Here is a 13,913-nt window from a genome sequence, read left to right as displayed (position 1 = left end):
TATTAGTTTACATAATACTTTTATCGTAACCTTTAGACTTTACTGGAATAGCATTCACTTCAATTGATGTAAAAGCATTGTAAGGAGTGCATCAGAAGTTATCGTTTTAGCCTCTCCACCTCCTTGTGCCTGTTTTTCATTTCCTCCTCCCCTTCCATTGATCACTGGCAATATCGATTGAGCTAGATTCTTCATATTGATAGCCGACTCTTCTCTTTGACACACAAATTGAAGTTTCCCATTTATCTCTGAAACGAAAAGGACATTGACTTCAGGGTCAATAGCCAACACATATCGAGCAATGGTTTGTATCTCTTGGAGGCCCTTATCTGCAAAAGTAGCTTGTACGACTCTGTGGTGAGCAACTTTTGTTGTTTCTTTTAATAAGTCTTGCGCTTCAAACTGTAAAATGGTTTCTTGTAAAACCTTTATTTCTTTTTCAAGTGTTTTATTTCTATCAATGAGTCGGAGGGCAGCAGTCTCTAGTTCATCTTGAGGTGCATGTAAGAGACTTGTTAACTTTGATACAACAGCTGTCTTATCATGAATCTGCTTTCGAACACGGTGACCACATACAAACTCGACCCTTGTCTTTTTCTTTTGTCGTTCAGTACCCAAGATAGTAATGGTTTGAACTTCACCAGTATTTTGTGGATGAGTACCTCCACAACCGTTATAATCAAATTCTGGAATGATTACTAAGCGGATATTTTCTTCAACTGAAAGGGTTTTCCGTAATGGATATTGGCTTACTTCCTCTTTTGAAACCCATTTAGTTTCTATTTCTCTTTGTTCTAGAATGATCTGGTTTGCTAATTGCTCGACTTTTTCCAACTCAGTAGAAGAGATACTCTCTACATTGAGATCGATTGTTACTTTTTCTGAACCAAGATGAAAACTGATGGTTTCATAACCGTATAATTCTACAAATGCGGCAGTGAGGATATGCTGTCCTGCATGCTGCTGCATATGATCAAATCTTCTTTCCCAATCTATATTTCCCTCAACTTTAAAACCAACAGGAATGGAGTCATTTATATAATGACGAATTTCTCCATTTACTTCTTCCACATTCGAAACTATTATTCCATTAATCGTTCCCGTATCACATGGTTGCCCTCCACCAGTAGGATAAAAGGCGGTCTCACTTAGAACAATATAATCTTCTTCACTTTTCGTAACAGTTGCTACAAAAGTGGATTGATACACATTTTCATAATATAGTTTGTTTGTCATTTTTCTATAACACTCTCTTTCGTTAAGAAATGCTATACCTACTTTATCACAAAAAGAAAAGAGGTAGCTATTTCTACCTCTCTCCTTGTTTTGTAGGATTTAAATACTCACATCACGTTTTTGAAAATAAACAAACGTCGCGATCATAAACACAATATAATATACTGAAAGAATGATTAGGGACCCAGCTAAGGTAATATTTTGCAAAATATTATCTTGGAAGGCAAAAACGGTTAAGTCTAGATGAGGAAAAATAAGAAACTTTGCCCAAGTATACTCTTCAGCGAGCATGATAATAAGTCCACCTAATGTAGTTGAAACAAATAAAACAAAAATTCCTATCCCTACTGCTACAGCCTGACTTTTAAAGAGGGTGGACAGCATAAAGGAAATCGTAGTAATCATTAACAAGCTAGGAAGAAAATAGACTGTTTTTAAAAGAAACTGTGGACCAAGTACGGCCTCTTTTTGCCCATCTAGCGTATATTCGAAAAATGGTGTCTGAAAGTCTCCTAGACCAAAAAATAAAATCCCTACAATGAATCCTGAGACAAATAATGTGGCCATTAAAATGACTGCGTATATTAAAACCGCAACATATTTTGACAATAAGATTTTCCATCTTTTATGCGGTCTTATAAGCAGCTGTTTAATTGTGCCATCTGAAAACTCAGCAGCGACGACCGCACTTGCTACAATAACAGAAAACAAGGTGACAAGTGTTGTTACGCCTATAACAACATCGTTCATAAAATGCCAATTGGTTTTTGCCGTTGGATTGATATTTTTCTCAAGAAATCTTTCATTTTGTTTGATTTGATCTTCTAGCCATGTAGGATCTTGATCGGCGGGGGTTTGCTCTATTTCTTGTTTATACTGAGCATTCTGTGCTTCTAAGTTTTCACGCCAATTATCATCGGCTTCTCCATTTATTCTTTGATAAATAAATCCACCAATCACCATTGCAACAATTAATACAGCAATATAAATCCAACTTGCCCGTTTCTCGAAGATTTTTATCATTTCATTTTGAATAAGCCCGATCATATCGATTGCTCCTTCTTTTCTTTATTTGTAATCTCAAGGAAGCGATCTTCTAGCGATGCTTTTAAATAAGAAATTTCATACACTTGTAATCCGTTCGAGACAAATAGCTGATTCGCCTTTGCAACTGTCACCCGATCCATTGATGCATATATAAAACCCGCCTCTACCTTCCTTTCTTCACCCAAATTTTGATTTACTAGTAGATTAAATGCCTGCTCAGTGTTATCAACCTCAAACATTACATGTTGTTTTGTTTGACTGCCTACATCAACTGTTTCTTTCATTTGGGAGATATGAGTAAGCTTGCCTTTTTCTATTATGGCAAAGCGATCACACATCAGTTCCATTTCTGAGAGCAAATGGGAGGAGACCAATACAGAAATACCTTGATTCACTAATAATCTTAAATAATCACGAAATTCTCTTATTCCTTGTGGGTCAAGTCCATTAGTCGGTTCATCAAGAATGAGAATACTTGGACTATGTAATAAAGCCTGAGCTACTCCGAGTCTTTGTCTCATTCCTAGAGAATATGTTCTTACTTTCTGATGGATTGTTTGTTCCAGACCGACCAAACGTATGACCTCATCAAGCCTTGCAGCTGAAACATCTTTTGTCGCCATTCTCATATAATGCTTTAGGTTTTTCATACCACTCATATATTTATAGAATTCAGGATTTTCCACTATTGCCCCTATTTCTCCCATTGCTTCTTTGAAGGATTCATCTAGATCATGTCCATTTATGACGACTTTTCCTTCTGTACGATTAATTAAGTGGACGATCATTCGAATGATCGTTGTTTTCCCCGCTCCGTTTGGACCAAGTAAACCAAAGATTTCTCCTTTTTCAATTTGAAAAGTTACGTTTTCAACAATCAATTTTTTCCCTATTTTCTTTGTAAGGTTGTGAACTTCTAGAGCATAATGAGTCATTTTCGCCCTTCTTTCTATCCTTATTTAGCACATGTAGTAATCTATACGATGGATATTGGATAAAGTTACAAATAATAATTTATTTTCCATTGTTTTTTCATACTCTCTGTTAGAATAATCATAAATTACTGTTTGAGCAATTGAACAAACTACTTCACGATTACCAATATCTTTTGTATAATTGGAACTTATGGGAACAACAATAAGTTTAGAATATTTATAAAGAGGTTTATCATGAAAATTAGTTCGAAAATCTTTATGGAAAAGCTAACATCCGTTCAAATCATTGTGTTATTTTACGTACTTGCGGTGGTTATATCAACTGTACTTTTAATGCTTCCAATTACTTTAAAACCTGGTGAGAACATTTCTTTTATTGATGCATTATTTACCTCTGCAAGTGCGGTAAGTGTCACAGGGCTTTCTACCATCTCTATCTCTGAAAAGCTAAGTGTGACAGGAACTTTCATTTTTGCTTTCATCCTTCAATTCGGTGGAATTGGGATTATGACTTTAGGCACATTTATTTGGCTCCTAATGGGCAAGAAAATTGGACTTCGTGAACGAAAGTTAATTATGACCGATCAAAATCAGTCTACTCTGTCAGGTCTGGTTCAGTTGATGAGACAAATTCTTTATCTTATCATCCTTATCGAAATAATTGGGAGTTTAGTACTCGGTATTTACTTGGTTAATTACTATCCCAATTGGCAGGAAGCCTTTTTACATGGCTTTTTCATGAGTGTTAGTGCGACCACGAACGCAGGATTTGATATTACCGGTCAGTCCCTGCTACCATATGCTAATGATTATTTTGTTCAACTCGTTAACATCATCCTTTTAATTCTTGGTGCTATTGGTTTTCCTGTTCTAATTGAGGTTCGACACTTTTTATTTCGAAGAGAAGATAGCCTATTTCGTTTTAGTTTATTTTCAAAAGTTACTTCAACAACATTTTTCCTATTAGTTATTGGCGGAACTTTACTCATCATTCTTTTTGAGTATAATCATTTTTTTGCAGGGAAATCTTGGCATGAATCATTATTTTACGCATTATTCCAATCGGTTTCTACTCGAAATGGTGGTTTAGCGACGATGGATGTAAGTGAATTTTCAACCCCTACCCTACTTCTTTTATGTATTCTCATGTTTATCGGTGCTTCACCAAGCAGTGTTGGTGGAGGTATACGAACTACCACTTTTGCAATTATGATGTTAAGTATATTTACATATGCCAAAGGTCGAGATACGATAAAAGTATTTAAAAAGGAGATTTTACAAGAAGACATTCTTAAATCATATATTGTCATCACAACAGCAGTTATGATTTGTTCAGCTTCTGTCATTATATTGGCTGTTCTAGAACCTTCAATAGGTTTAATGGAGATTGTCTTTGAAGTTAGCTCGGCTTTTGGTACAACGGGATTATCAATGGGGATCACGGCAGAATTAAGTACAGCTAGTAAGCTCGTCATCGTTTTGGTCATGTTTATTGGTCGAATTGGTATCTTCTCCTTCTTATTTATTATCCGTGGAAACCCAATTAAAGAAAAATTCCATTATCCTAAAGAACGTATTATTATTGGTTAGTTATAGTAAAAACTCCGCTGCATAGGCAACGGAGTTTTTTTAGACTAATGGTGGGGTTTTCTTTTTTATTTCAATTTGCTTGATTTTATTATCCTCTACTACAAGCATTTCAAAGTGGAGATGATGGTATTCAAAAGTTTCTCCTTCTTCCGGGAAATGTCCCATTTCTTTTAATAAAAATCCTGTTAATACATCTTCATCTTCAGGAATCTTTGTTTTGAAGACTTCATTTAATCTTCGTAAGGCTAATTTTCCATTACAAATGATATGCGAGTCTGTTAATTCATCGATCAATATCTCTTCATTTTCATCGGTCTCATCTTTAATTTCAAGACCAATCATGGCTTCAATAATATCCTCGTTTGTAATTATTCCTTTGGTTCCCCCGTATTCATCAAGCACAATCGCAAGATGCTTGCGTTCCTTTAGCATCATTTTAAATATCTTTTCAATTGAGTGAAACTCAAATACAAATAACGGGGAATTATCTGTGAAATCCTCCAATGGTTTATCAGGTTCTACTGACCAAGATAATAAACCCTTTGAATGAAAGACTCCTACAATATTATCCATGTTCTCTTTATATACTGGATATCTTGTATATTGATTGTTTATAACCACTTCTCTCGCTTCCTCGAAGGTCGAGTCAAAAGGAATTCCTTGAATTTCCATGCGCGGGGTTTTTAATGCATCTCTAACATCTAAGCTATAAAAATCAATAACTCCCTTTATACTTTTCGTCTCATCATTTTGAAATGTACCTTCTGTGCCGGCAATGTCTACCATAGTAATAAGCTCTTCCTTTGAAATAGACACACCATCCTTATCTTCTTTTTCTAAAAGCTTAATGACAGCTCTTGTAAAGCGTGACAAAAGAAATGTTAATGGTTTTAATATAATCATAATGAACTGAATGACCGGAAATACGAGAAAGGCAATCTTATCAGCAAAACTAGCAGCAATTGACTTAGGCAAGACTTCAGCAAATACAATTAATACGACCGTAAGAATCCCTGTTACAATCCCTACGTTCCATCCATACTCAATGGCAATAATGGTTACCAATGTAGGCAGCATAATATTAGCTATATTGTTACCAATTAATATTGCTGTAATTAATTCGTCCAAATTAGACAGCAGTGTTAAAAGTTTCTGCGCCTTTTTGTCACCGCTTTCTGCCTTTGTCTTTAGTTTCATTTTATTAACCGCAGTTAGTGCAGTTTCACTTCCAGATAGAAAAAAAGACATAAGCAGAAAAAATATAATGGCTATAAACACAAATCATCCTCCAAACAAATCTATGATGAGTATAACATTACCAAATTACTTTTGTTTTTGCCACTATCATGTTATCTCTCATGCCATTGATTTAGCGTAAAAATAAAGCCCATTATCGTACCAATGAAAACAATAATAAAGCTAATCCAATATGCTCTAGTATCACTGGGAATAGGATTTCTATATTTTGATGGGACAAACCAATCACCTAGAAACGCAAAGAAACGGATATATACCCAATAAAGAGAATACGAGTCCCATGTATCCCATGGACCTCTAAACACAATAAAATGAAAAAAATGCCTTAGTACCATTTCAATCGCGAAAACAAGATTGATAATAGTAAAGTAAAAAACAAATGTGTGGCGCTTCGGCTTGTAATAAATGGAAAATAACGCGAGACACGTAAAACTCATAGCAACGGTAGGTAGAATAACTGGTAGAGGCAACACAAATCGATAAAACCCATTTTTGTAGAAAAACATACACAACACTATGGATAATACGATGCTTATTCCTGTAATAATACCGTACCTTACATAATTCTTTCGTAAGATAACCAATAATCCGATTGCAGTAAAGATAAATACAATGATTAATATGACCCAATGGATTCCCGTCTGTTCGAGCATATCTGACCTCTTGTTTTTTCATATTTCCTTTATTTTTTACTAAAACAAGATTATTATTTCAAAAAAAGAAGCATGAATTTTCATGCTTCTCCTATCTTATACCGGTACACCGACAAAGAACTCATTATAAAGTGCTTTTACTGCATGCTTTTCATCCGCTTCTTTTACACCAAACATCATACTCACTTCAGATGAGCCTTGGTTAATCATCTCAATATTCACACCAGCATCGGCAAGTGCCTTTGCAGCTCTTGCTGTTGTTCCAACATTTTGTCTCATGCCTTCACCAACAATCATGATTAAAGCCAAGTCGTGCTCAACTTTCACTTCATCTGCATGCAACTCTGTGAGAATAAGGTTAACAATTCGTTGTTCTGTTTCGTAATCCATTTGATCCTGACGTAAAATAACAGAAATATCATCAATTCCTGACGGAGTATGCTCGTATGACATTCCATGTTCTTCTAATATTCTTAATAATCTACTTCCAAAACCGATTTCTCTGTTCATTAAATATTTTCCAACATAAATGCTACAGAACCCTTTATCACTTGCAATTCCTGTTACAGGACCATTTTGAACACTGCGCTCATGAACAATTAAAGTCCCTGGCGAAAGCGGGTTATTTGTGTTTTTTACCTGTACTGGAATTCCTGCCCTAAAAGCTGGAATTAATGCTTCATCGTGAAATACAGAAAAGCCAGCATAAGAAAGTTCTCTCATTTCACGGTAAGTAAGTTCTTTTATTTCTTTTGGCTCTTGAACAAGATTTGGATTTACTGAATAAACAGCATCTACGTCTGTAAAATTTTCATACAGATCTGCTTTTATGCCATTCGCTAAGATCGAGCCTGTAATGTCAGAACCACTTCTCGAAAAAGTTACAACATTTCCATCTTTTGTATAACCGAAAAATCCAGGGAAGATCAAAATCCCATCTTCTTCTCGTAGTTTATATAAATTGTCATAAGATTCCTGTAGTACTTGTGCATTCCCAGTCTCATCAGTGACAAACAATCCAGCATCCTTTGGATTGATGTATTTTGCCTGCACTCCTTTTGATTGAAAGAATCTCGCAACTAATTTTGCATTATTATCCTCACCAGCTGCTTTTAGAGCCTCCATATAATGGTCTGGATTGGATTTATCTGCAGTTAATAAAGAATGTAAAGTATTTTTAATCTCTTCTGTAATGTCTGATGAGAGATGGAGTTCCTTAACGATGCTATTGTAACGATCGATTATTTGCTCAAATGTAGCACTTGTATTTTCACCATTTAATCCTTGCTCTGCGCAATGTATCAACAAATCTGTCACTTTTATATCATCTGATTTTCTCTTTCCTGGTGCTGATACAACAATTACCTTTCGACTAGGATCCGCTGTGACGATTTGAAATACTTTTTGTAACTGCTCCCCATTTGCTAAAGATGATCCTCCGAATTTTGCTACCTTCATGTAAACATCCCCTGATAAATAAAATTTATATTTATTATCGCTTCAAAGTAGTAAAGAATCAAGCATTTTTTCCTCATTAGATGGACAAATGTATTTTTAGAGAGGACAATATAGTTTTTTCATGTTTCTTATCCTCTAGTGAATGGAAAATAAACTTACGTTTACAATATGTAAAAAGGAGTGAAAGCTATGCGCACAAATTTTCGAATCATCCTTCTTAAGTTCATTGCTTGTATTATAATTTTTACTATTGCATTTGACCTGTTCTTTGAAGCCGGGATATCCGAAGTCTTGTCATTCAGTATTTTGGTAACCCTTGTTTCCTATTTCATTGGAGATAAAATTATTTTGCCGAGGGTTGGAAACCGAGCCGCTGTTGTCATCGATTTTTTCACTGTCTATGCGATCGTGTGGATTTTTGGAAATATTCTTCTACACAGCTATGAACAGATTGCATGGGGAAGTATTATGGCAGCAACATTCATCGGAATATCTGAGGTGTTTGTACATTTATTTCTTATAGGTCGGTTAGAACCATCGACTCCTATAGAAAGAAAAAGACCTCTACGTACATCTCAGAAGCTTGCGTTTGGGACGGAATTTGCTGAGGAGTCAGATCCTCGAAAGAGAAACTAAAAACGTTACTGCCGTAGAGCAGTAACGTTCCTTCCTTATATTTCTAGCATATCATGCATAGTTTTTTTCTGCTAAATGCATGGATAATTTTTTCCTCGCTCGGTATAATACGGTTTTGACATTGTTTTGATTAAGGTGTAATGCTTCGGCAATTTCTTTTTCCTTCATCCCTTCTACAACTTTTAAATGAAGGACAGATTGTTGATTGGCATTAAGTACACCAAAGGCTTTTGTTATTTCATTCTGTAATAACAAGGAATTCACTTCTTCTTCCACATTTTTATGAGATGCGACTTCTTGGTAAGTGATTTCAGTTTCAAGTACTTCTTTCCTTCTTTTTTCTTTTCTCACAAAATCAATTGCTGTTCTTGAAGCAATCGCGGATAACCATGAGCGGAGCTTAGCTTCATCGACGATGGTATCTATTTTCCGAAATGCTTTAAAAAATGTTTCTTGTACAACGTCCTGTGCTAAGTGGTAATCCCTTGTGATACCGAAGGCGATATGAAAGAGAAGTTTTTGATGACTAAAACAAATCGTCATCATATCTTCCTTCGATAATTCCTCATTCATGATCACTCCCTCCCTTTCCCCTTAATCCATTATTTAAACTTTTCATTTACATATGCTGGTGCGTCGCTCTTGTCAAACGTTCCTAAATAAGGGTCCTGTTGATTTTTAAATTTATAGGCGATTACGTATGTCTTTTTACTGTCTGGTAAATAAGCGTCTTCTGTATGATCCATCAGTTCTCTTATTTGCTCTTTCGTTTTGAAAGTTTTGGCGTTTGGATGATTATTCATATTAGTAAAAACTTCATGATTTGAATATCCATCATGATTGATTTCGAGGTCCTCTTTTTCTAGAACCACGGCATAATCAATGTCTTCCTCCGAGATAAAGGCATTATCAAGCAGTTCTTTCTCGGCTAACCAATTTTCAAGCCCTTTGTAGGTAGCTAAGGCAGGGATATCTGCGTATCCGTAAAATTCTTTATTATTATTCAAAGAAAAGGAAATATGAGATTGAAAAGATTTTGAGCTGTACATCTCCTCATAAGTAGAGGCTAATATATCTTCCTTTATAATAGATAGAAATTCCTTGATATCAGCTTTCTCAGAAATAACGGCGCGATCATTTTTATATCCCATGGACTCAATGGTAATCATATTAATTTTATCCGTTGTTAAATTGAACAATGGATAGGTTACCTCTTTATATTCCTTTGATTCATGAATCGGCTTGTAATACGCCAAATAATCATCCTTGTTTATTTCGTATTCACGAACCAATTTTTTTCCGTTCTTTAACTCGTACACAAAAAAGGCGGTTTCGATTTGTTCACCTGATGCTTTTTTACTTTCTTTTTTGGAAAGAATCTGCTTATGCAAATCGTGAACTAATTGAATATTGTTTGTTTCATTTAAGTAGAAGGTATCTTTTGAATACCCCCTTTGCTCAGGATTCAAATAAAGATAAGGACCATCGCTTAAATGCACCTTTTGGATATCTTCTATCTCTGGAATTCGGTTCTCATAGTTAGTAAGATCGAACTGAAAAATAGCAATGATTACTATTAAAATACCACCATAGTATAGATAACCTTTAAGATTACCAAATACCCTCCAGGTTTTATTAAGTAATATTTCGGCTAGTACATAACCGAAAAAGGATCCAAACAGATAACCGAAGAATAACCAGCCTTCCGATACCTCACGATACTCACCGAAGTAAGCAGCTGCCAATAATGCACAGCAAACAGTCATTCCGAATTTCAAAATTGGTTTTAAAATTGGGAAAATAACGGCTTGTGATACAGATTCCGGTTTCCTCTTTTTATAAAGCACTAAACTAAGGAAATACAATAATATGGAAATGCTAGCATAGATCCATAAAAGTATCACATTAGAAATATCTTGTATTGCTTCTATCATGGTTAGCGGAGATAAATATTGTATTTTTCCGTTTAGATGATAACTATCTGGAAAACCAAACATAAAAAACTTAAGATTAAATGCGCCTAGTACAAATAATCCAACCGGCAGAAGCAGAAAAATATACGAAAGAATACCTTGTACAATTGAAATACCTGTGATCATACCGATAAACACTGTACTAATATATATGATGGTATTAAAAAGAATTGTCATCCCTAACCAATAAAAAATTGAGTCAATTTCTAATATAGATTGTAGACTCAAAACACTACGCTGAACGAAAACAATCGTTGCAATTACGACAACAGGTATGTTTACCATCAACCAACCAGAAAGGGTGTATTGATGGAATATCTTTTCTCTACTTACTGGTAAACTATGAATAAGATCTGAGCTTTGTTTTGACTGCATAAAGTGAAACAAGAACAATGGCAATAAAACAGGCACGGATACTAGTAAAATATATTGAAGTTCCAGATTGAATTGGAACACATTCGCTGGTTCAAACATCAAGCGTTCATTTATAGTTCTCATTAATATTTCAAATGGAATAGCAAACAACAATACAAGAAAATAAATAATAGATACCCAGCCTGAGCTTCTAAGCATTAACTTTAAAATCTCAGGGTTAAGCAAAGATGTTTTTGATAGCATATCCGACACCCTCCATTTCATAAATAAAGATTTCTTCCAAGGTTAGTGGGAGAATATCGAGAATGACAGGTTGATATTTCATGACTTTATCTACTATTTCCGCTTCTTTTCCTTTAACAATACAGATAAAGACACTTCCTCTTTTCTCTTGATGCAAAAGTTCGACACCGGTAAATAGGTTCTCCGGAACATTTTCCTTGAATGCTACTTGAATTTTATGAGTGTCAGATTTTAAGTCATCAAGTTCCTTCTCAATCAATAGCTCTCCTTTATGCAAAATACCTATATAATCACAAATGTCTTCTACTTCACGCAAATTATGGGAAGAGATAAGAACCGTCATTTCCCTTGATGCTACATCTTCAATAATTAAACTTTTAATATTTTTCCGAACAACTGGATCGAGTCCATCCATCGGCTCGTCTAAAAGAAGGATTTCAGGCATGGTGGACAAGGCTAGAATAAACGCTGCCTGCCTTTGCACACCTTTTGAGAATTTATGAAGCTTTCTTTTTTCATCGATCTTAAACGCATCCACAAGTAATTCATATCTCTCTTGATTCCAATTATTGTAGATTTTCTCATAAAATTTCCCCATATCAGCTAGTGTGTATTGTGAAAAGAAGAATGGTTGGTCAGGAATAAAGAAAACACGCTGTTTTATGTAACTATTTTCAAATACTGAGCTCTCCTCAACCAATACAGAACCGTTGTCAGGAACATAAATTCCAGCTAAAAGCTTTAATAAAGTAGTTTTCCCCGCTCCATTTGTTCCAAGCAACCCGTATATTGATCCCTTTTGGATATGGAGGCATATATTTTCAACCGCATCTGTTCCCTCAAAGGATTTACTTACCCTACTAAATTGAATCACTCTTGCTCCCTCCCCCTATTGTGGATTCCACTTCCTTTATGATTTCAACGAGTTGATCACTAGTGATTCCAAGATACATAGCTTCTGACAAAAGTTTTATTAGCTCAGATTTAATTGTCTTCATTTTTTCACTGTTTTGCTTTGGAGTATCAGGACTCACAAAGCTCCCCTTTCCTTTGATTGAATAAATATATCCTTGAACCTCAAGCTCTCGATAAGCTTTTTGAATGGTATTCGGGTTAATTGTCAGTTGCTGTGCCATTACCCGAACGGATGGTAGCTGTTCATCCGCTTTCATGACTTCACTAATAATAAGCTCTTTTAACTTGTCTACCAGCTGCTCATATATTGGCTTTCGACTTCTTATATCTAGCTCAAACATGGTCATCCTCCAATCTGTACCTAGTGTACTATTAATCGTAATACAGGTGGTACAGTTGAATTATATTTTATATATCCAAAAAATAGAAGAGTTTTTTTAAAAAAAATAAAAAAACACCCTCATTTTGTTTAAATGGGTGCTTCTTATGCGAAAATAGTTATAACTTGCTGGATAGTTTCAGCACAACTTTTCCAAAATTACTCCCTTTCTCCATTCGATCTTGGGCTTGTTGCATTTCTTCTAAAGAATAAACCGAATCTATAGCCGGTCGTAATTGATGTTCTTCATACAGTTTCAGCATGTTTGTAAAATCTTTTGGTGAACCCATGGTGGAACCAAGTATATCCAAATGCTTAAAAAATATTTTTGGCATGACGATTTGTGGGATTGGTCCAGCCGTAGCCCCGAAGCTAACAATTCTTCCCCCGTTATTTGCTACATTAATTAGTTTAGAAAAACTAGAGCCTCCCACACTATCAACAATGAGATCTGCCGACCCTTTCATTTGTTCCTTTAATAGTCGATCCCATCCTTCTTCTTTATAATTTACACCACCAGAAGCTCCCATGCTTATCGCTTTTTTAATCTTCTCCTGGCTACTAGACGTAACAAATACTTTTGCTTTTACAGCAACAGCCATTTGTAGAAGAAAAGTTGCAACTCCGCCACCAATCCCAGGGATTAATACAGTCTCTCCTTCTTGTAGTTTTCCTCTTGTAAACAACGCACGGTAGGCTGTTAATCCTCCTAAGGGAAGAGCTGCAGCTTCTTCCCAGCTAAGGTACGGGGGCTTCGGGAATATATTTTCTTTAGGTACTTTTATGTATTCAGCAAAGGTTCCATCTGAAGGAACACCGATAATATGAAAACCCTTTGAGTAGAAGTTTTCATTTTCTCCCCAATTTAATGCAGGATAGATAATGACTTCAGACCCATCTTCTAACACTCCAGCCCCATCTGCTCCTGGTATTGCCGGTATCTTAATTCCTGGATATTGCCCCATTCGAACATATATATCACGACGGTTCAAAGCTGACGCCTTCAACTTTACGAGCACTTCATGAGCATTCGGTATGGGCTTCTCCACTTCTTCTAGTTGAAATTGCACTGGTCCTCCTAGTTCACGTAATACGATTGCTCTCATCCCTTACCCTCCCCGTTTTTCTATGACCCTACCTTTAGTTTAGCGATTGACACTTACAGTTTCTACCTTCTTTTTTCGAGGTTTTTTATTAATTTCGACTCTCGAATCGC

13 protein-coding genes are annotated in these 13,913 nt (G+C 35.5%); 2 read left to right on the top strand and 11 right to left on the bottom strand.

The features are described 5' to 3' along the window. Positions 1-54: 54 nt before the first annotated feature. From ACGLXV_RS06705 to ACGLXV_RS06695, 3 genes are all read right to left on the bottom strand, one after another. Entirely contained in the window at positions 55-1,236 is a 1,182-nt protein-coding gene (locus ACGLXV_RS06705; protein WP_391558021.1) for an alanyl-tRNA editing protein, read from the bottom strand. Between the two features lie 99 nt (positions 1,237-1,335). Continuing rightward, positions 1,336-2,283 (bottom strand): ABC transporter permease subunit, encoded by a 948-nt coding sequence (locus tag ACGLXV_RS06700; protein ID WP_391558020.1) that lies wholly within the window; start codon positions 2,281-2,283, stop codon positions 1,336-1,338. After that, positions 2,280-3,218 carry an ABC transporter ATP-binding protein gene (locus ACGLXV_RS06695; protein WP_391558019.1) on the bottom strand — a complete coding sequence of 313 codons (939 nt, stop codon included), beginning with the start codon at positions 3,216-3,218 and terminating at the stop codon, positions 2,280-2,282. The genes ACGLXV_RS06700 and ACGLXV_RS06695 overlap by 4 nt, the downstream gene beginning before the upstream one ends. Before the next feature lie 234 nt (positions 3,219-3,452). Between ACGLXV_RS06695 and ACGLXV_RS06690 the strand changes: the two genes are divergently transcribed. Beyond that, positions 3,453-4,808 (top strand): TrkH family potassium uptake protein, encoded by a 1,356-nt coding sequence (locus ACGLXV_RS06690; protein ID WP_391558018.1) that lies wholly within the window; start codon positions 3,453-3,455, stop codon positions 4,806-4,808. A gap of 39 nt (positions 4,809-4,847) precedes the next feature. Here ACGLXV_RS06690 and ACGLXV_RS06685 read toward each other — a convergent pair whose 3' ends face one another. From ACGLXV_RS06685 to ACGLXV_RS06675, 3 genes are all read right to left on the bottom strand, one after another. After that, positions 4,848-6,086 carry a hemolysin family protein gene (locus ACGLXV_RS06685; RefSeq protein ID WP_391558017.1) on the bottom strand — a complete coding sequence of 413 codons (1,239 nt, stop codon included), beginning with the start codon at positions 6,084-6,086 and terminating at the stop codon, positions 4,848-4,850. Positions 6,087-6,157: 71 nt separating this feature from the next. After that, the gene (locus ACGLXV_RS06680; RefSeq protein ID WP_391558016.1) at positions 6,158-6,718 is read right to left on the bottom strand and encodes a hypothetical protein; all 561 of its coding nucleotides are present in this window, start codon (positions 6,716-6,718) and stop codon (positions 6,158-6,160) included. A 96-nt stretch (positions 6,719-6,814) separates the two neighbouring features. Beyond that, the gene (locus ACGLXV_RS06675; RefSeq protein WP_391558015.1) at positions 6,815-8,176 is read right to left on the bottom strand and encodes an aspartate kinase; all 1,362 of its coding nucleotides are present in this window, start codon (positions 8,174-8,176) and stop codon (positions 6,815-6,817) included. A gap of 189 nt (positions 8,177-8,365) precedes the next feature. Between ACGLXV_RS06675 and ACGLXV_RS06670 the strand changes: the two genes are divergently transcribed. After that, positions 8,366-8,812, top strand: coding sequence for a YndM family protein (locus ACGLXV_RS06670; protein ID WP_119708722.1), 447 nt, complete (start codon positions 8,366-8,368; stop codon positions 8,810-8,812). A gap of 51 nt (positions 8,813-8,863) precedes the next feature. Here the strand turns inward: ACGLXV_RS06670 and ACGLXV_RS06665 are convergent, their stop codons facing one another. The 5 genes from ACGLXV_RS06665 to ACGLXV_RS06645 form a co-directional block, all read right to left on the bottom strand. Beyond that, positions 8,864-9,385, bottom strand: coding sequence for an RNA polymerase sigma factor (locus ACGLXV_RS06665; protein ID WP_119708723.1), 522 nt, complete (start codon positions 9,383-9,385; stop codon positions 8,864-8,866). Positions 9,386-9,414: 29 nt separating this feature from the next. Beyond that, positions 9,415-11,403, bottom strand: a complete 1,989-nt coding sequence (locus tag ACGLXV_RS06660; RefSeq protein WP_391558014.1) for a DUF6449 domain-containing protein — start codon at positions 11,401-11,403, stop codon at positions 9,415-9,417. Continuing rightward, on the bottom strand, positions 11,378-12,277 hold the full coding sequence (locus ACGLXV_RS06655; protein ID WP_119708725.1) for an ABC transporter ATP-binding protein: 900 nt from the start codon (positions 12,275-12,277) through the stop codon (positions 11,378-11,380). Before ACGLXV_RS06655 ends, ACGLXV_RS06660 begins: the two co-directional genes overlap by 26 nt. Then, positions 12,264-12,659, bottom strand: a complete 396-nt coding sequence (locus tag ACGLXV_RS06650; RefSeq protein ID WP_391558013.1) for a GntR family transcriptional regulator — start codon at positions 12,657-12,659, stop codon at positions 12,264-12,266. The genes ACGLXV_RS06655 and ACGLXV_RS06650 overlap by 14 nt, the downstream gene beginning before the upstream one ends. A gap of 157 nt (positions 12,660-12,816) precedes the next feature. Next, a complete protein-coding gene (locus ACGLXV_RS06645; protein ID WP_391558012.1) occupies positions 12,817-13,803 on the bottom strand; it encodes a zinc-binding dehydrogenase in 987 nt (328 codons plus the stop codon). Positions 13,804-13,913: the final 110 nt, after the last annotated feature.

The sequence above is a fragment of the Robertmurraya sp. genome (assembly GCF_036676585.1).
Classification (GTDB): domain Bacteria; phylum Bacillota; class Bacilli; order Bacillales; family Cytobacillaceae; genus Robertmurraya_A.
Note: the sequence above shows the minus strand (reverse complement) of the source record. Positions and strands in the feature narration are given on the sequence as shown.

Coding starts and splice junctions, on each gene's coding strand:
- ACGLXV_RS06705 (WP_391558021.1), bottom strand. CDS start 1,236: ATGACAAACAAACTATATTATGAAAATGTGTATCAATCCACTTTTGTA.
- ACGLXV_RS06700 (WP_391558020.1), bottom strand. CDS start 2,283: ATGATCGGGCTTATTCAAAATGAAATGATAAAAATCTTCGAGAAACGG.
- ACGLXV_RS06695 (WP_391558019.1), bottom strand. CDS start 3,218: ATGACTCATTATGCTCTAGAAGTTCACAACCTTACAAAGAAAATAGGG.
- ACGLXV_RS06690 (WP_391558018.1), top strand. CDS start 3,453: ATGAAAATTAGTTCGAAAATCTTTATGGAAAAGCTAACATCCGTTCAA.
- ACGLXV_RS06680 (WP_391558016.1), bottom strand. CDS start 6,718: ATGCTCGAACAGACGGGAATCCATTGGGTCATATTAATCATTGTATTT.
- ACGLXV_RS06675 (WP_391558015.1), bottom strand. CDS start 8,176: ATGAAGGTAGCAAAATTCGGAGGATCATCTTTAGCAAATGGGGAGCAG.
- ACGLXV_RS06670 (WP_119708722.1), top strand. CDS start 8,366: ATGCGCACAAATTTTCGAATCATCCTTCTTAAGTTCATTGCTTGTATT.
- ACGLXV_RS06665 (WP_119708723.1), bottom strand. CDS start 9,385: ATGAATGAGGAATTATCGAAGGAAGATATGATGACGATTTGTTTTAGT.
- ACGLXV_RS06660 (WP_391558014.1), bottom strand. CDS start 11,403: ATGCTATCAAAAACATCTTTGCTTAACCCTGAGATTTTAAAGTTAATG.
- ACGLXV_RS06650 (WP_391558013.1), bottom strand. CDS start 12,659: ATGTTTGAGCTAGATATAAGAAGTCGAAAGCCAATATATGAGCAGCTG.
- ACGLXV_RS06645 (WP_391558012.1), bottom strand. CDS start 13,803: ATGAGAGCAATCGTATTACGTGAACTAGGAGGACCAGTGCAATTTCAA.